At 73.9% G+C, this 19,546-nt stretch carries 15 protein-coding genes and 1 pseudogene; 8 read left to right on the forward strand and 8 right to left on the reverse strand.

Annotation, left to right across the window (positions count from 1 at the left end; translation table 11 throughout):
• From G4G93_RS32475 to G4G93_RS32485, 3 genes and pseudogenes are all read left to right on the forward strand, one after another.
• Positions 1–420 (forward strand): annotated as a pseudogene (locus tag G4G93_RS32475) (septum site-determining protein MinD); the annotation flags it as partial.
• Positions 417–686, forward strand: coding sequence for a cell division topological specificity factor MinE (minE, locus tag G4G93_RS32480; protein ID WP_165091360.1), 270 nt, complete (start codon positions 417–419; stop codon positions 684–686). The pseudogene G4G93_RS32475 and the gene minE, both read left to right, overlap by 4 nt.
• A gap of 99 nt (positions 687–785) precedes the next feature.
• Positions 786–1,370, forward strand: coding sequence for a hypothetical protein (locus G4G93_RS32485; protein ID WP_165091362.1), 585 nt, complete (start codon positions 786–788; stop codon positions 1,368–1,370).
• Between the two features lie 56 nt (positions 1,371–1,426).
• On the opposite strand, the gene G4G93_RS32490 is transcribed toward G4G93_RS32485, so the two are convergent.
• Together G4G93_RS32490 and G4G93_RS32495 are read right to left on the reverse strand one after the other, a co-directional pair.
• Entirely contained in the window at positions 1,427–3,115 is a 1,689-nt protein-coding gene (locus G4G93_RS32490; protein WP_165091363.1) for a methyl-accepting chemotaxis protein, read from the reverse strand.
• 547 nt (positions 3,116–3,662) lie between these two features.
• The gene (locus G4G93_RS32495) at positions 3,663–3,908 is read right to left on the reverse strand and encodes a hypothetical protein (RefSeq protein ID WP_165091365.1); all 246 of its coding nucleotides are present in this window, start codon (positions 3,906–3,908) and stop codon (positions 3,663–3,665) included.
• Positions 3,909–4,105: 197 nt separating this feature from the next.
• On the opposite strand from G4G93_RS32495, the gene G4G93_RS32500 reads away from it, so the two are divergent.
• The 3 genes from G4G93_RS32500 to G4G93_RS32510 all read left to right on the forward strand — a co-directional run bounded on the left by G4G93_RS32500 (position 4,106) and on the right by G4G93_RS32510 (position 7,744).
• On the forward strand, positions 4,106–5,089 hold the full coding sequence (locus tag G4G93_RS32500) for a Gfo/Idh/MocA family protein (protein ID WP_165091366.1): 984 nt from the start codon (positions 4,106–4,108) through the stop codon (positions 5,087–5,089).
• Between the two features lie 574 nt (positions 5,090–5,663).
• Positions 5,664–6,911 carry a glycosyltransferase gene (locus tag G4G93_RS32505; RefSeq protein WP_246737165.1) on the forward strand — a complete coding sequence of 416 codons (1,248 nt, stop codon included), beginning with the start codon at positions 5,664–5,666 and terminating at the stop codon, positions 6,909–6,911.
• Between the two features lie 2 nt (positions 6,912–6,913).
• Entirely contained in the window at positions 6,914–7,744 is an 831-nt protein-coding gene (locus tag G4G93_RS32510) for a WecB/TagA/CpsF family glycosyltransferase (RefSeq protein WP_165091368.1), read from the forward strand.
• Here the strand turns inward: G4G93_RS32510 and G4G93_RS32515 are convergent.
• The 5 genes from G4G93_RS32515 to G4G93_RS32535 form a co-directional block, all read right to left on the reverse strand.
• A complete protein-coding gene (locus G4G93_RS32515) occupies positions 7,674–9,716 on the reverse strand; it encodes a right-handed parallel beta-helix repeat-containing protein (protein ID WP_165091369.1) in 2,043 nt (680 codons plus the stop codon). The genes G4G93_RS32510 and G4G93_RS32515 overlap by 71 nt on opposite strands.
• Before the next feature lie 115 nt (positions 9,717–9,831).
• Complete coding sequence (locus G4G93_RS32520; protein ID WP_165091371.1) at positions 9,832–11,952, reverse strand: GumC family protein; 2,121 nt, start codon at positions 11,950–11,952, stop codon at positions 9,832–9,834.
• A gap of 97 nt (positions 11,953–12,049) precedes the next feature.
• A complete protein-coding gene (locus G4G93_RS32525) occupies positions 12,050–13,432 on the reverse strand; it encodes an O-antigen ligase (RefSeq protein WP_165091373.1) in 1,383 nt (460 codons plus the stop codon).
• The gene (locus G4G93_RS32530) at positions 13,426–14,745 is read right to left on the reverse strand and encodes a lipopolysaccharide biosynthesis protein (protein WP_165091375.1); all 1,320 of its coding nucleotides are present in this window, start codon (positions 14,743–14,745) and stop codon (positions 13,426–13,428) included. The genes G4G93_RS32525 and G4G93_RS32530 overlap by 7 nt, the downstream gene beginning before the upstream one ends.
• Positions 14,739–15,752, reverse strand: coding sequence for a GNAT family N-acetyltransferase (locus G4G93_RS32535; protein ID WP_165091377.1), 1,014 nt, complete (start codon positions 15,750–15,752; stop codon positions 14,739–14,741). Before G4G93_RS32535 ends, G4G93_RS32530 begins: the two co-directional genes overlap by 7 nt.
• 251 nt (positions 15,753–16,003) lie before the next feature.
• On the opposite strand from G4G93_RS32535, the gene G4G93_RS32540 reads away from it, so the two are divergent.
• Positions 16,004–16,780, forward strand: a complete 777-nt coding sequence (locus G4G93_RS32540) for a polysaccharide deacetylase family protein (protein ID WP_165091378.1) — start codon at positions 16,004–16,006, stop codon at positions 16,778–16,780.
• On the forward strand, positions 16,767–17,870 hold the full coding sequence (locus tag G4G93_RS32545; RefSeq protein ID WP_165091380.1) for a glycosyltransferase family 4 protein: 1,104 nt from the start codon (positions 16,767–16,769) through the stop codon (positions 17,868–17,870). The genes G4G93_RS32540 and G4G93_RS32545 overlap by 14 nt, the downstream gene beginning before the upstream one ends.
• A 223-nt stretch (positions 17,871–18,093) precedes the next feature.
• Here G4G93_RS32545 and G4G93_RS32550 read toward each other — a convergent pair whose 3' ends face one another.
• Complete coding sequence (locus G4G93_RS32550) at positions 18,094–19,527, reverse strand: polysaccharide biosynthesis C-terminal domain-containing protein (RefSeq protein WP_165091382.1); 1,434 nt, start codon at positions 19,525–19,527, stop codon at positions 18,094–18,096.
• Between the last annotated feature and the right edge of the window lie 19 nt (positions 19,528–19,546).

Consider the following 19,546-nt stretch of genomic DNA (forward strand, 5'->3'; position numbering starts at 1 on the left):
CGCCACGCCGACATCGCCGTGGTGGTGACCAACCCCGAAGTCTCCTCGGTGCGCGACTCGGACCGGATCATCGGGCTGCTCGATTCCAAGACCGAGCGCGCCGAGAAGGGCGAGCGGCTCGACAAGCACCTGATCCTCACCCGCTACGACCCCGGCCGGGCCGAGCGCGGCGAGATGCTGAAGATCGACGACGTGCTGGAGATCCTGTCGATCCCCCTGCTCGGCGTGATCCCGGAGAGCGAGGAGGTGCTGAAGGCCTCGAACCTCGGCAGCCCGGTGACGCTGAACGCGCCGCAGAGTGCGCCGGCCCGGGCCTATGCCGATGCGGTGCGCCGCCTCAAGGGCGAGACCGTGGCGATGACGGTGCCGAGCGAGAAGCGCTCGCTGCTGGGCAAGCTGTTCACCCGGAGGGCGGCATGAACCTGCTGAACTTCCTGTCGCGGCGCGGGACGGCGCCGGTGGCGCGCGAGCGCCTGCAGATCCTGCTGGCGCACGAGCGCACCGCCTTCGGGCGCTCGGACCTGGTGGCGGTCCTGCGCGAGGAGATCCTGGCGGTCATCGCCAAGCACGTGGCGATCGACCAGGAGAAGGTGAAGGTGACGATGGAGCGGGGCGACGCCGTCTCGACCCTCGGCGTCGACATCGAGTTGCCCGACAACAAGGTCGCCCGTCTCGCCAGCGCGTGAACGCACCCGGGCGGTCGCGAGGGGCGCCGGAAATGCGCTACAGGCCGGACCGGCGCGCGGAATCTTGATTCCCGCGCCGGTCCGCGAGAGGTCGAGGTCATGTCGGACGCGCCCACCATCTACGCCAACACCCTGATGGCCCTCAGCCTGCGCCGGCCGGGCATCCTTCAGGTCACCCTCGGCACCGCCGGCTTCAGCGGCGACGACGTCGAGGTCGCGGTGCGGCTCGCCGTACCGGAGGATACCGCGGTCGAGATCGTCGAGGCCCTGGTCGAGGGCCTGCAGGCGGCGGCCGACGAGGACGAGGAGGACGACGAGACGCCCGAGCCCTACGAGGCCTCGGTCGGCGACGTCGCGACCGCGGGGCTCCTCGCCACCACGCTCGCCACCGCCATGGGTGACGCCCTCGACCTGCTGGCCTCGCGCCCGGATTTCCTGGAGCGCCTGACCGAGATCGAGGAGCGCGCCGTGCTGACGACGCGCAACTCGGTCTCCGAGGGCGTCTCGGTCGACGACGAGGCGAAGGCGGTGCGCGACACCGTCGCGGTGTTACGCAGCCTCTTCGCCCAATGGCGCAAGGACCACGTCCCGCCGGCCCCGCCCTCCGCAGACCCGCCCGCGTCCCCGGACCCGACGCCGCCGTCGGATGTCCCGCCGCCCGAGGGCGGCGAGCCCGAATCCTGAAATCCAAGGCCCCCACATCCCTGCCCGAAATCCCGGTTCCCCGGAATCCGGCCCGGTCAGGCTGCCCGGACGGTAGCCAGGAAGCGGTGCACCTCCGCCGCGAGGTGCCCCGACTGACGCGACAGCGCGGAGGCCGAGGCGAGCACGTGGGCGGCGGCCTCCCCGGTCGTTTCGGAGGCCTGGGCCACGCCGGCGATGGTGCCGGTGACGGCGCTCGTCCCGATCGAGGCCTGCGAGACGTTGCGGACGATCTCCTGGGTGGCGGCGCCCTGCTGCTCGACCGCCGAGGCGATCGAGGTCGCCACCGCGTCGATCTCGCGAATCAAGCCGGTGATCGTACCGATCGCCGTCACCGTCTGGCTGGTCACGCCCTGCACCTCGCCGATCTGGCGGGCGATCTCCTCGGTCGCGCGGGCGGTCTGGTTCGCCAGTTCCTTCACCTCGGCGGCGACCACCGCGAAGCCGCGTCCCGCCTCCCCGGCCCGGGCCGCCTCGATCGTGGCATTGAGGGCGAGCAGATTGGTCTGCCCGGCGATCGACGAGATCAGTCCGACCATGTCGCCGATCTTCGCCGAGGTCCGGTCGAGGGCCTGGACGTAGTGCGTGGTCTGGTTCGCCTCCACCACCGCCCGCTGGGCGAGGCCGGCCGAACCGGACACCTGGCGGGCGATCTCGGTGATCGAGGCGCCGAGCTCCTCGGCCGCCACCGCCACCGTGCCGACATTCGCCGCCGCCTCCTCAGCCGCGGCGGCGACGCTCGTCGATCGCGCGGCGGTGTCGGTCGCCGTCGCGGTCATCGACTGGGCGGTGACCTGGAGGTCGGTGGCCGAGGCCGAGACCGATCCGACGATGCCGCCGACCGACGTCTCGAAGCCGTCGGCGAGCTCCATCATCGCGTGGCGGCGCGCGGCGGAGGCGGCCGAATCGGCGATCTGGCGCCGCTCGGCCTCCTCGGCGGCCTTGCGCGCCACCATCGCCTTGATGCTCTCGACGGCGCGGCCGAGCGCTCCGATCTCGTCGCCGCGCCGGCTCTCGGCGATCTCGGCATCGATCTCGCCGGCGGCCATCCGCTCCAGCACGGCGACGAGCCGGGTGATCGGCCGCTGGATGTTGAGCATCAGGGCCACCGCGGCGCCGAGCAGGCTCAGCAGCATCGCCGCGCCGGCCAGCAGCCCGAGCTTCGCCGCCGACTCGATCCGGGCGGCGGCGTCGCTCATCGCCGCCTCCGTGAAGCGGTTCGCGTTCGCGACCGATTCGCCGATCGTCCTGTCGGCCTGCGCCGTGAGGGTGTCGATCGCCCCGCGGGCCGCCGCCGCCGCTGCGGCATCGATCGGTCGGCCGTGGAGGTCGGCGCGGCCGATCTGCGCGTAACGGCTCACCGCCGCGGCGAGGTTGCGCACGTTGCGCTCGCTGTCGCGCAGGACGTCGGGCTTGAGGGCGATGGCGATCGGGCGGGCGAGACCCGCGGCGGCGGCCTTGGCCTGGTCGAGGGCGGTCGCCACGGCGGCGTCGGCGGATGCGGCGTCACGCGCCAGCTCGACGGTCTTCTGGCTGAGCTGGATCCGGCTGACCGCGAGCTGGGCCTGCGAGATCCCGCGCAGGATGGTCTCCTCTCGCGACACGGCCTCGTTCGCCGCGCGGATCTCGGTGTTGCTGGACCATTGGTTCACCATGGCGCCGCCGGCGAACAACGCGGTGACGGCCGACGACAACGCCAGTTTGCGCCCGATGCTGAGCTTGATCATCGAAGGACCCATCGCCCTGGAACGGAGACACTCTCTGTCGGATAGAGCTAGGAATTTCGGGTTGACGAAAGGTTTCTTCCGGCTTGGCGAGAGTTGGGAATACTATCGCATGCGCTGCGGAACTCAGAACCGCTACAACCGTTGCGTTGAGAGGGGGCGATGACCCTGCGCTGCGCTCATCGCTCATGACCTGCGGCACGCGGCGGGCGGGTCGGGTGTCATGAGTTCGGCGCCCGCACGGGCCGGCGGGGGTATCGCCGACGATCCAGCGGCCGATCGGGCGTGGCGGTCGTGGAAATGAGGCAAGGGGTCGCAGTCCGAGGGGCGCCACGGTGCCGTCGCGCACGGCCGGGACGTTGGCGCCCTCCAGGGACTAAGGCCTATGCAGCCGTGTTCACCGGGCTCACCGTCGGCCTCGTCATCTCGGGGCTGCTCGACCATGGCGGCTGGGCCGGCTCCGCGCAGCATCCGGCCGGGTTCGGGCGCATCCTCGGCTGCGGGCTGACGGTCGCCGGGGTGGCGGCTGATCCCGCGGGTCTGAGCCGGCTCAGCGCCACACGCCCGGGTCGCGCGCGTCGCGGCTGGGGACCGGTGCGGTCTGCGCGGTGAAGGCCGGGGCGCGGCTCACCCCCGGATCGACCGTGTTGACGTCGGCCAGCAGCAGGATCGCGAGCGAGGCCCCGAGGCCGGCAATCACGAAGGCGACCGGCACGACGCGGGGCGCCCCGAAATGCCGGACGATCAGCGCGGCCGAAACCGCGACCGCAACGAAGCCGACCGCGCTGTGCCACATGTGACCATTTCTCCCGATTTGGGACATCGTGCCCCGTTCACGGGAAGACGGTGCGAGCGGCGTGCCGGCCGCGCGGCCGGTGGCCGTCGCGTCCGGAATCCCGTCGAGGCACGGTCGCCGAGCCCTGCGCCGATCCGCGTTCCCCTCCCGTCTGTTCGGCCTTAGAGAGAGCGCGACCGATCTCCAGGAACTCCCCGATGCGCAACCCCACCGCCCCCCTCGCCCTCGGCCTCATCGGCGCCGGCATCATGGGCGAGCGCATGTTGAATGCCGTCCTCGCCGAGGACGGTGCCCCCGTCCGGATCGCCGCCCTGTGGGATCCGAGCCCGGCGGCGCGGGCGCGCATCGCCACGAGCTTCCCGTCGGTGCCGCTGGTGGCCGATGCCGACGCCGTCGTGGCGGCGAGCGACTGCGTCTACATCGCCTCCCCGCCGGCCTCGCATCTGGGCTACGCCCGGGCGGCGCTCGCGGCGGGCCGCAGCGTGTTCTGCGAGAAGCCGCTCGCCGTCGACCTCGCCGAGGCGCGGGACTTCGTGGCCGGCGCGGGGGATCGCGGGGCGGTGAACTTCCCGTTCGCCTCCTCGCTCGGCGTCGCGACGCTGTCGCAATGGATTGCCGGGGGCGCCGTCGGCACGCCGCGCCGCCTTACCATCGAGGTCGCCTTCGCGCGCTGGCCGCGGGGATGGCAGGAAGACGCCGCCGGCTGGCTCGACGGGCGCCGGGAGGGGGGCTTCACCCGCGAGGTGGTGTCCCACTTCCTGTTCCTCAGCCGCCGTCTGCTCGGGCCGCTGCACGCCCTCGCGGCGCGGGCCGACTTCCCGGAGGCGGACCGGTCCGAGCGTGCGGTCGACGCCACGTTCCAGGCCGGCACAGTACCGGTCGTGCTGCGCGGCCGGGTCGGCGAGACGGCGCTCGACGACCACAATACCTGGACGCTCGAGGGCGAGGCCGGCACCGTCCGCCTGCGCGACTGGGCCATCGCCGAGCGCCGCTCGCCCGACGGCACCTTCGCCCCCGCCCCCGACGCCATGCCGAACGAACGCGCCCGCCCGATCGCCCTGCGCCGCCAGCTCGACGGCGTCGTGCGGATGACGAAGGGCGAACCCCACCACCTCGCCACCCTGGCGGAGGCGCTGGAGGTACAGGAGGTCGTCGAGGCGATCCTGGCGCAGGGCCGCTGATCCGCCGTCCGGAAACGCGTATCGGGGGGCCGCAACGGGGGGAGCTTTGCCCGCACGGCCGAGCGAAGCCGAAACCCGCATTGCGGAAGCGACCCGACAGGATCGCCGGACGCCATCGATAGGATCTCGTGTGACACGGTCCCTGGACATCGCGTCACACCCGGCGGCCCCGGCGACAAGGATCGGTCAGGCGGGTCCGTGCGCCGCCGGGACCGCTCCCGGCGACGGGTAGGCCGCTGCGATCGCTACAGAATCCCGATCGCTGTTCGGTTCTGCGTCAGGTGCAGAACAATCGTCTTCCCGACATGATCCGGCGTGACGAACGATGTCGAACCGAGCCGGACCGTCGGGATCAGTAGTCCTCCGCGAATGAAGATCCTCCCATCACACGTTAGCTCCACGCAAGCTCGTCGCGCCTTGTCCTGATTGTCCAGGGCGGCGATGGCCCGCGGAGGCCGCGAGGTCTCGGAACGGGGTTGCTCCGGCGGGGCGAGGCGGGCACTGGACTTCGGCCGTGAACGACCGGTTCCGGCCGGTCGTGAGGGAGCGCAGGCAGGATGAGAGGCGGGACGGCATGGATCATCGGCCGGGAGCGCATGCCCGCCCGCGGGCGCCGCCGGTGATCGCCGGCGCCCCTCCCCTGCGCGTCCTCGTCGCCCATAACCGCTACCAGGTCCGCGGCGGGGAAGATGCGGCGGTGGCCCGCGACCTCGCCGCCCTGGAGCGGGCGGGCTGCGCCGTCGAGGCGGTGTTCCTCGACAACGGCGCGATCGATTCCGGCCTCGCGCGCCTGCGGGCGGCCTTCGCGGCGACGCATGCGCCGGACGGCATCGCCCGGGTGATGGCGGCGGCCCGGCGCTTCGGGCCGGACGTGGTCCACGTCCACAACTTCTTCCCGCTGCTCTCGCCGGGCATCCACGCGGCGGCGCGGGCGGCCGGCTACGCCACGGTGCAGACGCTGCACAATTATCGCCTGATCTGCCCCGGCGCCTTCCTGATGCGGGACGGTGCCCCCTGCGAGGCCTGCGTCACCGGCTCGCCCTACCAGGCGGTGCGCTTCGCCTGCTACCGCGGCTCGCGGATCGGCTCGCTGGCCGTCGCCCGGATGGTCGACCGTCACCGCCGGGCCGGGACCTGGCGGCGGGACGTCGACCGCTTCGTCGCCCTGACGCCGTTCGCCCGCGAGCGCTTCATCGCGGCGGGCTTCCCCGAGGGCAGGATCCGCATCCGCCCGAACGGCCTGCCCGATCCGGGACCGCCTTCGGCCGGCCCGCGCGGCGGCCTGCTCTATGTCGGCCGCCTCAGCCCCGAGAAGGGCGTGCTCGTCCTCGCGGAGGCCGCGTCCCGAGCCGGGACGCGGGTCACGGTGATCGGCGAGGGCCCGCTCGCAGGCGCGCTCGCCGGCCACCCGAGCCTCGACCTGCGGGGCGCCTGCGCCCCCGACGCGGTCCAGGACGCGATGGCGCGGGCCGCCGCCGTGGTGGTGCCCTCGCTCTGGTACGAGGGCCTGCCGATGGTGGTGGCGGAGGCCTACGCCGCCGGCACCCCGGTCGTCGCCTCGCGGATCGGGGCGCTCGCGAGCCTCGTCGCCGACGGCGAGACCGGCTTCCTCGCCGGGCCGGGCGATGCGACCGACCTCGGCACCGCGCTCGCCCGCATCGCCGGCGATCCCGCGGCCTCCGCCGCCATGGGGCGGGGGGCCCGCGCCGTCTACGAGCGCGAGTGGCGCGAGGACGTCACCACGCGCGCCCTCATCGAGATCTACCGCGACGCCGTCGCCGCCCGGGCGGCCGGGCCGTCCCTCGCACCGACAGGAACCTGACCATGGCCCACGATCCCCTCGTCCCCTCCTTCGAGATCGGCGGCATCCCGGTCTCGGCCACCGACATGGCCGGGCTGATCGCGGCGGTCGACCGCCGGCTCGCCGCCGGGCCGGCGCAGCCCGGGACCTTCGTGGTCTTTCGCGATGCCCACGGGGTGGTGCGGGCGCAGAAGGATGCGAGCTTGCGCGCTGCCCACCACGACGCGCTCCTCGTCTGCGCCGACGGGCGGCCGCTCAGCTGGATCGGCCGCTGGCGCGGCCTCACCGGCATGCAGCAGGTGCCGGGCATCGAATCGGTCGAGGCGGTCTGCCGGGCCGGGGCGGCCGAGGGCTGGCGCCACTACTTCCTCGGCGGCGCGGACGGCGTCGCGGACCTCCTCGCCACGACGATGCGCGCCCGGGTGCCGAACCTGCAGGTCGCGGGCGTCGAGACGCCGCCCTTCCGTCCCCTCGACGCCGCCGAGACCGCGGCGATGCGCGAGCGCATCCGCGCCTCGGGGGCGCAGATCGTCTGGATCGGCCTCGGCACCCCGAAGCAGGAATTGTTCATGGCGGCGCATGCCCCGCACCTGCCGGGGACGATCGCCATGGGGGTCGGCGCAGCCTTCGACGTCGCGACCGGCCGGATCCCGCGGGCGCCGAAGATGCTCCAGGTCGCCGGGCTCGAATGGGCCTACCGGCTGGCCCGCGAGCCGCGGCGGCTGTGGCGGCGCTACCTCGACACGATCCCGCGCTTCCTGCTGATCGCCGCCCGCGATGCCCTCAACGCCCGAAAGGCGCCCCGGCCCGCAGGGAGCGGCGCATCCGGTCGGACGGGATCGTCGGCAGCCTGAGCCCGGCCCCCTCGGCGAGAGCGGCGAAGTCCTCCGGCCTGTCGGAGTTCCTGGCGAGCTCCGGCAGGGTCTTCGAGGGATTCACCGGGCCGCGGTTGCGGGCGAGCGTCTGCTCCGCCTCGCTCCCGCCGTCGGTGAAGCGGAACGGCTCGGCCAGCACCACGAGGTTGTCGGAGAGGACGTTGCGGGTCGCCACGGCCGGGCGGTCGTAGAGCAGGCCCGGAAGCCGGGGGTAGCGCGCCCGCCAGGGCGCGGACTCCACCGGCATCGACGCGTAGGCGCCGCGCAGCTCCGATTCCGGGTCCTCGATCGCGTCGCGGGCCCAGGTCTGGCCGCGGGAATCGACGTGGATGGCCGGGCTGGAGGCCACGAAGACGTTGCCCTCGACCCGGTTGTCGCGCCCGCCGCCGAGGAAGACCGGCTGGTCGACCCGCAGGAACAGGTTGCCGGAGACGGTGAAGCCGCTCGCCATGTCGTCGAGATAGACGCCCTTGATCTCGTGATCGGCGTCGGCCCGGATGTCGTGCAGGAAGTTCCCGGCGATCAGGGTGCCCCGCGCGGTCCAGTCGCGGCCGGAATAGATCGCGCCGGCATCGGTGGCGCCCTGAAGGAGTCGGGCGACCTCGTTGCCGGTCACCTTGTGGTCGTTGCCGCGGAGATGGACCGCGTAGGCCGGCGTATCGTGGATGTAGTTTCCCGCGACCTCGCCGCCGACCCCGGCCAGGGCGACGGCCGGGTGCTGCGTCCGTTCCCGGCGGGCATAGCCGGTCAGCCGGCTGTCGCGCAGGAACAGGCCGCCGGGGGTGAGCGTGCGCCGGTCGCCGCCCGCGAGCACCACCCCCTCGGCGCCGGTGCCGGCGATGTCGCTGCGGATGACGCCGCTGTCGCGAGCGCCGTCGAACACCGCGCCGCGGCCGCCGGACGGGCCGAGCACGCTCTCCGCGATCACCACGTCGCGCCCGCCGCGCACGCTCACGAGATCGCCGCGGGCCATGGCGAGGCGCAGGCGTTCGATCCGCAGGTGGGACGCGCCGTCGGCCGCGAGCAGCGTATCGGCGACCGAGACCTCGACCTCGTCGCCGCCCCGCGGCCAGGCGAGCAGGGTGCCGCTCCGCGCGTCGCGCCACCAGGCGCCGGGCCGGTCGAGGCCGGCGAGCAGGTGGACGAGGCGGACGGGGGCGCCGGCGCGGAAGCCGTCGAAGGGCGGGCGGTCGAGGGTGAGGCGGGTGTCGGGCCCCCGGGCGGCGGTGCGGACGACCGGCATCGCCTCGAACAGCCAGCCCCAGCGCCAGGTGCCCTCGGCCCACAGGTCGGGCTCGTCGCGGGCGGAGGCGGGGGCGCCGGCCAGGGTGAAGCTCGGTCCCTCCCCGGCCTCGGCCTTGGCGAAGCCCTCGGACGGCCAGCGCGCCGGATGCATCGGGCCCTCGCCGTCATAGACCTCGAAGGCGGGAGGCGCCGGCGGGCCGTTGAGGACGATCGGTGCCTGGATCCGCGCCGACCGCACGGAGGATGGCAGCCGGTAGGCGCGGACCTGGCCCCGCGCCGCCGCCGGCAGGCGGGCGGCCAGGGCGGGCGGGACGGGAACGGGGACGAGGCGCTGGCTGCCGACGAGCCGGGCCGACCCGTCGGCGGGTCCGCGGATCACCAGCGGGGCCTCGGCGCTGCCGCCGTCCTTCGCCCCGAGGCGCACGGCCTCGGCCAGGCGGTGCGTGCCGGAGCCGAGGGCGATGACGATCGGCGCGTGCGGGTCGCGGGCGCGGATCCGGCGCGCCTCGGCGAGGGCGTCGCGCAGACCGGCGACGGCGCCGGGGCTCAGGTGCGTACCCTCGGCCGCAACCGGGATTTCGGTCGGGGCGGCGTGGGCGGGCGAAGAGGCCAGGACCGCCGCGGCGGCGACGAACAGCCATGTCCGCCGGGAGGCGTCCTCCCGAGCCCGTTCTCCCGAAGAAGTCTCCCGATCTGCTGCCCGCATCGCCGGTTCACCACGTCGTCCCGGGTCCGCGCAGCGGAACCCGGAACGACCAGAAGGAGGAGTATCGGAAATCGCGCAGCGCGACGGCTGCGCCGAGCCGTCCGTCGTCGTCGTCCTACTCCTTTACCCCCGCATCCGTCACGACGATCCGCGCCCGGCGGCCCGCGCCGATCGCCTTGAGCGCCCGGTCCACTGCCGCGAGGCGGCTGCGGCGGGCGCTCGCGGAGAGGAGGAGCGCCGGGATGCGCTCGTCGGCGATCAGGCGCTCGGTCACCACGTCGCCGCCGACGAGGCCGAGATCGACGACGACGAGGTCGGCGTCGCTGCGCAGGAGCGCGTCGGCCAACGTCCCGACGAGGTCGCGCGGCAGCTCGGCCGGGCGGGGCAGGACGCGCAGGCCCGACGGCAGGGTGATGAGGGCCTCCGTGAGGGGGGCACGCTCGCGCAGGGACGCGGCGAGGTCCCGGGGCGCGGCCGCGCCGAGGTCGCGGGTCAGGAGGCCCTTCGGGTCGGCATCGACCAGGATCACCCGCTCGCGGTCGGCCGTGGCCGAGAGGGCCAGCGCCCGGGCGAGGGCCGACTTGCCGGCACGGTCGTCGGCCGCGGTGACGAGGACGACGAGGGGCTTCTGGCCGGGATAAGCCGCCGTCAGGCGGTGGCGCAGGCGCGCGACCGCGACCTCGTAGGCTCCGTCGCCCCGGACGGTGCCGAAGGTCCCGCGTAGGGACGCCGCGCCGACCATCGCGCGGGGCGCCCGCGGCACGGCGTCGAGGCCGCTGCGGCCGAGATGGCCTTCGAGACGCCGCCGCGAGCGGACGCGGCCGGCCAGCAGCTCGAGGGCGAGGCTGCCGACGAGGCCGACGCCGAGCCCGGCCACCAGGGCGGCGGCGAAGAGCACGGCGGTCGGCGGCCCGACGTGCCTCTCCGGCGGCGAGGCCGGCGAGATGATCCGCGAGGCCGAGGTGTCGAGGCGCTGCTGCTCCTGCAGCTCCCGGGCGCGGACCAGGAAGGCCTCGTAGACCGCGCGGTTCGCCTCGACCTGGCGCTCCAGCTCGCGCAGCTGCACGAAGTCGTCGCCGACCTTCAGGGCGTCGGCCTTGCGCCGCTCCAGGGTGTCGGCGAGGGTCCGGGCGCTGGCGAGCGCCGCCTGGTAGTCGTTGCGGCTCGCCGCCGCGATGCGGCGGATCTCGGCCTGGATCGTGCCGCGCAGGGCCTTCTCCTGCACGAGGGCGGCCTGGTAGGTCGGGTGGCGCCGCCCCAGGGTCTCCTCGGCATCGGCGCGCAGGCGCTCGACCCCGGCCAATTGCCCGCGCAGGGCCGCGATGGTCGGGTTCTGGACGATCTCGTTGACCGAATCGGACGGGCCGCCGGCGAGCACGCCCTCGATCTGGCGCATCCGGGCACCGGCCTCGAGCGCCTTGGCCCGGGCGGCGCCGAGCTGCTCGCTCAGCTGCGTCAGCTGCTGCTCGCTCACCAGCTGCGCGCGGGTGCCCACGAGGTTGTGCCTGGCCCGGAAGGCCTGCGCCTTGTCCTCGGCCCGGCGCAGGTCGCCGCGCAGCTCGGCGAGCCGGCTCTCGATCGCTTCGCCGGCCCGGCGGGTGGTGTCGGAGCGGGTGGCGGCGTCGCGGGCCAGATAGGTCTCGGCGACGCCGCGGGCGAGACGGGCGGCCTTCTCGCGGTCCTCGGAGGTGACGCCGAGCTCGAGCACGAAGCTGCGCTCCAGGCGCCGCGCCCCGACCCGGTCGCGCAGGGCGCGGAGCGCGGTCAGGCGCGGATCGGCCGGCGGCTCGGTGCGGCCGGTGAGCCGCGCGACCAGCGCCCTGACCTCGGCGGCCAGGGTCTTGCGGCCCTGGAACTCGGGGTCGCTCGCCAGGTCGAACCGGTCGACGACGCGGCCGAGCACGTCGTCGGAGGTCAGAACCCGGAGCTGGCTGTCGACGAGGAGCAGGCTCGCGTCGCTCGCCTGGTCGGGCGGCGTCAGCCCGTCCTTGACCACCTGGAGCCCGCGCGGATCAATCAGGATCTGGGTCGAGGCGGTGTATTGCGGCGGGTTCACCTGCGTCCAGGCGGCGGCGGCGGCGAGGAACAGCAGCACCGGCAGCAGCACCGTGAGCCAGCGCAGGCGCACCGAGCGCAGGATTTCGCGCGGGTCGAGGAACCAGGGCTCCCTCCCCTCCTCCCCGCGCGGGCCCGCGCCGATCAGCAGGCCGTTCCGGACATTCTCGACCATGGTCATGATGGGTCCAAGGCCTCCCGAAGGCTCTCGTTACGGGTCGGAGATGGCCCGTTCCGGGACGACCGGAGCGGACGATGTTCCCTCTGACGCGAGGTCTTCAAGCCGCGGGCCAGGCGGGCCGCGTCCCGCGCCGGGGCGGCGGGGATTCGTCGGCGGGCGCGGCGAACCGCGCCGTCGCCTCGGCCTCGCGCCGCGCCGCCCGCGCCGTGGCGAGCACCGCCACGTAGGCCAGCACGTTGACGTTCCAGTCCTGGAACAGGCCGGGCGTCGTCATCCCGTTGAGGGCCAGCATCAGGATCAGGCAGGCGACGATGCGGCGGGTGCCGCGGTCGGCGCGGGCGGCGAAGCGGATCGGCTCGATCAGGGCCAGGACGGCGAAGGACAGGCCGATGATCCCGGTGCCGGCCCAGGCGCTCAGGAACATGTTGTGCGAACTCGTGATGAACACCGCGTCGCGGCCGAGCTCGTCGGCGAGTGCGGTGGTCGGAATCAGGAGCTGCACGAATCGATCGGCGGCCGAGAAGCCGGAGCCGAGCAGGCGGTCCTGCGTCGCCGCGATGAAGGTCGGCCAGAACTGCCCGCGGCCGGTGGCGTTGGCCAGTTCCACCCGGGGCTTCTGGAGAATGACCGAGAGGGCGTCGAGCAGGGCCGGGAAGCTCGACAGGCCGACCATCAGGAACAGGAACAACACGATCGAGGCCAGCGCCAGCACGATTCCGGCCAAGCGCAGGCCCGGGCGGCGCGAGGCGATCATCAGCGCCGGCCCGATCCCGATCAGCGCCCCCGTCGAGGCGGCGGAGCCCGCGATGACGAAGCCGGCCGCCGCCAGGATCAGGTAGCGGCCGCGCCGCCGGTTGGGCGGGCCGAACCATGCCGCGAAGCCGAGGAGCGCGCAGACCAGCGGCATCATGTTGTTCTTGGCCGAGGAGAACACGATGCCCGAGGCCAGGCTCTGGAGGATCTCCGGCGTCACCGCGACGAGCCACGCAAGCGTGACGATCGCCAGCAGGTCGGCCAGCCGGTGCCGGATGTCAGGCCGGTCGAAGATCAGGATGGAGGAGAGGGTGAAGACCGCGAGTTCCGCCGTGCGGTAGAGCGTGTAGGCCGGCACGATCGACCAGGCGGCGCTCAGGCCGTCCATGCCGATCATCAGGGTGAACGGCAGGTAGGGCATCGCGAAGGGAAGCAGCAGGATGCGCCGGTCGGCCGCGACCTTCACGACGAGGTAGAGGGCGGTGAGGCCGGTGAGCACGATGGTGACGACGTTCGAGGCCGTCAGCCCCTGATCCAGCACGGCGTTGCCGTCCTCGCGCGGCACCGTGAAGACCAGCGGCATGAAGGCGAACACCGCCGTAAGGGCGAGCGGCCAGAAGACCGGCGCACCGCCCGACGGAATCCGGGCCTCCAGGCGCCGGCGCAGGACCGGGTAGGCGACCGTGAACCAGGTCGCGACCCCGACGGCGATCAGGGCGTTCAGCATCGATCCGGCCTTTCTTCGGGCGTGCCCGGTCCGGTGGGATTCGGCAAGGAAGCCTTCGAGGCGGGAGCCTTGCTCCGGGTGAGCGCCGCCAGCAGGGCGACCAGGGAGGCGCCGTGCCCGATCGCCACCGCCGCCGCCGCGCCGACGACCCCGTAATGATCGAGCAGCGGGCGGATCAGCACGAGCGACACCGGAAGGCTGACCAGGAAGGCGCGGAAGATGACGTCGGTGCGGCGCCGGGCCCGGAAGATCTGCCCGACCATGTCCCGCAGGAAGATGAAGACGACGCCCAGCGCCAGCCAGCGCAGGCAGGGCGCATAGGGGATGTACGGCGCGCCGAAGACGAGGCGCAGCCACAAGTCGGCCGGGATCGCCACCACGGCGAGGAGGAAGCCGACCGGGACCCCGAGCCGGCCGGCGACGCCGAGGAGATAGGCCCTGAGCGCCGGCTCGCCGCCGGTGTCGTAGGCGCGTCCCGCCCCCGTCGGCACCACGTTCTCGGTCGCGGTGAGCATCAGGAGGACGATGCCGACGAGGTACTGGGCCGCCCGCAGGCCGCCGAGGGCCTCGTCGCCGAGCGTACCGCCGGCGAGAATCCAGACCAGCTGCTCCTGCCCGAAGGTGACGAGGACGACCGGCAGCAGCCAGCACGACATCTGCCAGTGCCGCCGGACCGCGGCGGCGAGGTTCCGGCGCCCGGGCTCGATCGCCCGCCCGACGATGACGGGCAGCGTCGTCAGAAGCGCCGAGAGGGCGAGAAGGCCGACGAGCCGGGCCGCGTCGAGGGGAATCCCCACGGCCCACAACCCCGCGACGGCGACCGGGAAGGAGGCCGCCCGGGCCAGGTCCATCGCCAGCGCCCGGGGGCCGGCCTCGGTGGCGAAGAGCAGCCGGCGGGCCGTGAGCTGGAGGTTCTGCGCCACGGTCAGCGCGCCGGCGGCGGTGACGAGGTCGAGGGGGACCGCCTCGCCCCGGACGACGAAGTAGAGCGCCAGGGCGCCGGCGACGCCGAGGGCGAGGAGGGCCGCGAGGACCAGGGCCCCGGCCAGGACGGCGGCGGCGTAGCGGCGCGGGTTGCGCGTCGCGCCGGCAAGCGTCATCAGCGGTGCGGTGACCAGGGCGTTGTGGAACGCCTGCGCCACGCTTCCGAAGATGAGCACGAGGGCGTAGCGCCCGAAATCCTCCATGTCGACGAGGCGGGCCGCCGCGATGCCGGCGATGAAGCCGAAGCCGCTCACCGCCCCCTGGTCGAGGAGCGAGAGCAGGGCCGGGCCGCGCAGGCGCGCGAGAAGGGAGGCGGGCCGCATCACCATGCGAGCACTCCCCCGGCCGCCGCCACGACGAGGCGGCTGCGGCCGTAGATCCAAAGCGGGCCGCAGGCGACCACCTGGCGGGCGAACCTGCGCTTGAAGTCGTAGACGCCCCGGTTGGCCGCCGGATCGATGCCGCCGACATCGAAGACCCGGTAGCCCGCCTCGGCGGCGCGGCGCAGGCAGCACCAGACCGCGAGGTAGGCCGCGCCGTTCAGGCCGGCCCGCTCGGTGGCGGCCGTGAAGAACGCGGTGAAGCGGTCGCGGCTCACATGCGCGATGCTGACCAGGCACGGCTCGTCGCCGTCCCTGATCTCCAGGATGACGTGGCGCGGATCGGAGGCCGCGAGATCGCGGTAGGCGGTCGCGTCGAAATCGTTCGTGAAGCCTTTCCGGACCTTGAGCGCCGCGTACATCCTCGCGAAGGCGTCGAAGGCGGCAAGGCGCTCGACCGGATCGTCGAGGAAGCGCGCCGCGAGGGCCGGGTTGCGCCGGGCCCTGCGCAGCCGCTTGCGCCAGCGCGGATCCGCATCCGCCTGTACCGCGTCCAGCCCGGCCGTGAGATCCACCTCCAGGGTGTGGCGGGCGGCCGTCGTCACCGGCCGGAAGCCGGTCGCGAGCAGGCCGAGCACGGCGCCGGGGCTCTCGGCACGGGCGAAATCCACCACCGCGAGGTCGAGCGGCCCGAGGGCCAGATGGGCGAGGAGCGCCCGCATCACCGCCTCACCGCGTTGCTCGCCCTTGTCGGTGAGGAGCGGCCCGCCCTGGACGTAGACCAGCCGCAGCGGGCCGCGGCGGCGCTCCTGCACCTGCGCCAGGCCGAGGAGGTCGCCGTCCTCGTCGGCGATGCCGAGCCGGGCGATCGCAGCGCCGCGGCGCGCCTTGTAGGTGCCCCAGCCGGCGGCGCAGAAGATGTTGCCCCGCGCCTGCGCCCACACGGCCGCATCCCATTCCGGCACATCGCCGATCGAGGCCACCCGCAAACCCGTCTCGTGGTTCGGTCCGGTCATGAATCCCCGTGCCAGGATGCGACGGATCTCGCCGCCCTGGCGCCTGCCTCGCAAGCGACGCGCCGGTCGCGGCAGGCGCTAAGTCTCCGTTAGGCCGGAGCTGCGATGATGCGAGGACAGGTGGGGGATCCGGGGGGCGATCGACAGGGATCTCGGTAGTCTTCTCGGATCCCGGTACTCCTCTCTCGGCTTTCTCCCGCGGTGAACCGGTCTCACCGTCGAGGCCTGGCTCTTGCGCGACGGCGGACGGGATGCTGCACCCCTTCAAGACCCTGGCCCGCGACCATCCCGTGGTTCGGGCGCTGGTGCTGCGGGCGCTCGCGCGGGTGCGCCGCCTCGCCCATGCGCCGCCGGGCCTCTATTCCCTGTGCTACCACCACGTTCCCGAACGCCATCGGGGCGGCTTCGCGGCCCAGGTCGCGTTCCTCAGGCAGCACGGCCGCTTCGTCGGCGCCGACGAGGCGGTGGGCCTGCTGCGCGATCGGGCGGCCTGTGCGCAGCGCCACTTCCTCGTCACCTTCGACGACGGCTACGCCGACACCGTCGAGGTCGCCCTGCCGGTCCTGCGCGAAGCCGGCGTGCCGGCGATCCTGTTCCTCGTCGCCGGCTGGCTCGACGCGCCACCCGAGACCCCGCCCGGCCCTTACGCGGACCGCGCCCTGGTGGCGGAGTGGCTGTCAGCCGGCATGGAGGTCGGCTCGCACAGCCTCAGCCATGCCCGCATCGCGACGCTCGACGACGAGGGGGCCGCGCGGGAGATCGCGGCCTCCCGCACCGCCCTCGAATCCGCGCTCGGGCGGCCGATCCGGCACTTCGCCTGCCCCTGGGGCGTCATGGGGCGCGATTACCGGCCCGGGCGCGACCCGGGCCTCGCCCTCGCCGGCGGCTACGCCACCTTCTTCACCACCCGCCGCGGCGTCGCCACGGGCGCCGCCGACCTCGCGGCGATGCCGCGCCACGTCCTCGAACCGGAATGGCCGTTGCACGAGCTCAATGCCCTGATGGGAGCCCGCCTTGCGAGAGGCTGAGCGCCCGGTCGTCGTCGTCACCGGGGCGCTCGCCCCCTACACGCAGGTGCTCTACCGGGCCTTGGCCGCCGGCCTCGGCCGGCCGCTGACGGTGCTCGCCTGCGCGGCCCGGGAGCCGGCGCGGCAATGGCAGCTCGCGGCGGCGGACGGCTACGGCTTCGCGGTGCTGCCGGGCCTGCGCTGGCACCGCGACGCGGTGCGCAACCTCTACGTCAATCCGGGCGTCGTCCCCCGTCTCGCGCGGTTACGGCCGGCGGCGGTGATCCTCAACGACTTCTCGCCCACCATGGCGATCGCGGCGCTCGCCGCCCGGGCACTCGGGATCCCCTACGGGATCCGCACCGACGGCGTGCCGGAGACCGATCCCGGGGCGCGCTCGCGCCCGCACCGTCTCTTGCGCCGGACGATCGTCCCGGGCGCCGCCTTCGGCCTCGCGCCCAGCGAGGGCAGCCGGACGCTGCTCTCCGCCTACGGGCTGGCGCCGGACCGCATCTTTCGCGCGCCGCTCTTCCCGGCCTGGACACCGCGCGGGGCGCTGCCCGCGCCGCAGGATCGGCCCTACGACGCGCTGTTCTGCGGCATTCTCAACGAGGAGGTGAAGGGCGCGCGTTTCTTCACCGACGTGATGCGGGCCTGCGCCGCCGCCGGGCGCTCGCTGCGGGTGCGGGTGGCCGGCGACGGGCCGTTGCGGCCCGAGATGACGGCCCGGCTCGCCGATGCCGGGATCCCGGCCCGGTTCGACGGCTACCTGAGCCAGGAGGCCCTGGCCGAGGCCCACGCCTCGGCCCGGATGCTGCTCTTCCCGAGCCGCGGCGACGTCTGGGGCATCGTCGTCAACGAGGCGCTGCAGAGCGGCACGGCGGTCCTGGCCTCGCCCCATTCCGGCGCGGCGCGGGAACTCCTGGAGGCGCGCGGCTGCGGGGTGGTGCGCCCCCTCGCAGTCGAGGATTGGGCGCGCACGACCCTGGCGCTCCTCGACGACCCGGACCGGCGGGCGGCCCTGCGGCGCGCGGCCGAGCGAGCGCTGCCGGACGTCTCGCTGGAACGGGCGGTGGAAGGCTACCGGGCGGGGCTGGCGTCGATCGGGTGATGCGGAGACGGCCGCGCGCGGGAGACCCCTCCCCCTCTGCGGGGAGAAGGACAGCGCGACGCCGATCCAGAAGGCGCCTTTCAGGACGATTCCGCTCTTACGAAATCCGACTGATTGCTCGGCGATCGCTGCGCAATCGCGTTCGCCATTCGGATTTCGGCTTCGCTCAGACGCCGCGTGGGCTGGCGATCCCGTTTCCGGAAGTCATCGTCCTGACATGGTATCATTCCGCCGCCGGCACGCCCCGCCCGAACCGCGCCGTCACCGCGCTCCGCAATCCCGCGATGTCGAAGCGCCAGACCAGCGCCCCGTAGACGAGCCCGCCCGCCGCGATGCAGGCCGGGAGGGCGAGCCAGGGCGCGAGGCCGCGCAGGGGCAGGATCGCCGCACTCATCGCCGCGGTGGCGAGCACCACGGCGATCGGGTCACGCCAGGACAGCCGCAGGCGCGCCGGCCCGGCGAGCGCGCGCAGGCCGAGGAACAGCAGGGCGGCGACGAAGCCGAGGGATTGCGCCGCGGCGATGCCGGAGGGGCCGAACGGGCCGGCAAGCGCCAGCGCCGCGACGAGGTTGACGAACGCCCCGATGAACCCGGCGGCGATCAGCGGCAGGGTGCGGCGGCGGATCTGGAAGATCGGGTTGATGGCGAAGTTCATCACCGCCAGGGCGACGAGCCCCGGGAGCAGCAGCAGCGTGTAGTGCACGAAATGGCCGCGATAGGCCTCCGGCACCGCGATCGCCTCGAGGGAAGGGGCGACGGCCCAGAACCCGGCGGCGCTCGGCAGGATCAGCGCCAGCACCACAGCGCCGTTGCGCGCGACCTGCTCCTCGCCGGCCTCGTGGCCGTGGGTCTCGGCGGCGAGCACGGCGATCTGGAACAGCAGCAGGTCGAGGGCGGCGCCGAGCGTGCTGAAGATCCGCCCGCCGATATCGGCCGCGAGCGAGAAGTAGCCGGCCTCGGCGAAGCCCGAAGCCGCCGCGACGGCCGAGCGGTTGGCGAAGGGCATCAGTTGGTAGACGACGTTGGCGGCGACCACCGGCAGGCCGTAGGCCATGAACAGGCGCAGGGAGTCGCGGCGGCGCGCGGCGTGGTGGGCGGCGGGCGGGTCGGCCAGGGCCCGGTGCACGATCGCGGCGGCGAGGAACTGGCTCAGGCCCCCGGCGAGCATCACCGCGGCGGCATCGGCCGTCGCCCAGGCGGTGCCGACCATCATCACGAGGGCGAGGCCGTTCTTGACCAGCACGAGGCGGAGATAGAGCCCGCCGACGAAGCGGGCGCGCGCCAGCGCCGCCTGGTAGTCGAACAGTCCGATCCCGACCGCCGCCCCGGCGGCGGCGGCCGAGAGCAGGGCCGGCCCGCCGAGGAAGGGCGTGCCGGCGAGCGCCAGGAGCGCCGCCCCGGCCAGGCCGATGGCCGTCGCCGCATAGGCGCGATCGAGCATGGCGCGGATCCACGGCTCCGCCTCCCGCACCCGGGCGGAATAGAACCGGGTCGCCGAGAGCCGCAGCCACTCGAACAGCAGGATGTTGAGCACCACGGCACCGGCCGTGCCGAGGGCGAAGCGGCCGAAATCCGCCGGCCCCAGGATCTGCGCGACCAGCAGGCCGAGGGCGAGGTTGAGGGCCGCATTGACCACGAAGGCCGCGATGATCGCCATTGGTGTGGATGCTCGTCGA

This window comes from Methylobacterium sp. DB0501, assembly GCF_011043735.1.
Taxonomy (GTDB): domain Bacteria; phylum Pseudomonadota; class Alphaproteobacteria; order Rhizobiales; family Beijerinckiaceae; genus Methylobacterium; species Methylobacterium alsaeris.

Coding starts and splice junctions, on each gene's coding strand:
- minE (WP_165091360.1), top strand. CDS start 417: ATGAACCTGCTGAACTTCCTGTCGCGGCGCGGGACGGCGCCGGTGGCG.
- G4G93_RS32485 (WP_165091362.1), top strand. CDS start 786: ATGTCGGACGCGCCCACCATCTACGCCAACACCCTGATGGCCCTCAGC.
- G4G93_RS32490 (WP_165091363.1), bottom strand. CDS start 3,115: ATGATCAAGCTCAGCATCGGGCGCAAACTGGCGTTGTCGTCGGCCGTC.
- G4G93_RS32495 (WP_165091365.1), bottom strand. CDS start 3,908: ATGTGGCACAGCGCGGTCGGCTTCGTTGCGGTCGCGGTTTCGGCCGCG.
- G4G93_RS32500 (WP_165091366.1), top strand. CDS start 4,106: ATGCGCAACCCCACCGCCCCCCTCGCCCTCGGCCTCATCGGCGCCGGC.
- G4G93_RS32505 (WP_246737165.1), top strand. CDS start 5,664: ATGGATCATCGGCCGGGAGCGCATGCCCGCCCGCGGGCGCCGCCGGTG.
- G4G93_RS32510 (WP_165091368.1), top strand. CDS start 6,914: ATGGCCCACGATCCCCTCGTCCCCTCCTTCGAGATCGGCGGCATCCCG.
- G4G93_RS32515 (WP_165091369.1), bottom strand. CDS start 9,716: ATGCGGGCAGCAGATCGGGAGACTTCTTCGGGAGAACGGGCTCGGGAG.
- G4G93_RS32520 (WP_165091371.1), bottom strand. CDS start 11,952: ATGACCATGGTCGAGAATGTCCGGAACGGCCTGCTGATCGGCGCGGGC.
- G4G93_RS32525 (WP_165091373.1), bottom strand. CDS start 13,432: ATGCTGAACGCCCTGATCGCCGTCGGGGTCGCGACCTGGTTCACGGTC.
- G4G93_RS32530 (WP_165091375.1), bottom strand. CDS start 14,745: ATGGTGATGCGGCCCGCCTCCCTTCTCGCGCGCCTGCGCGGCCCGGCC.
- G4G93_RS32535 (WP_165091377.1), bottom strand. CDS start 15,752: ATGACCGGACCGAACCACGAGACGGGTTTGCGGGTGGCCTCGATCGGC.
- G4G93_RS32540 (WP_165091378.1), top strand. CDS start 16,004: ATGCTGCACCCCTTCAAGACCCTGGCCCGCGACCATCCCGTGGTTCGG.
- G4G93_RS32550 (WP_165091382.1), bottom strand. CDS start 19,527: ATGGCGATCATCGCGGCCTTCGTGGTCAATGCGGCCCTCAACCTCGCC.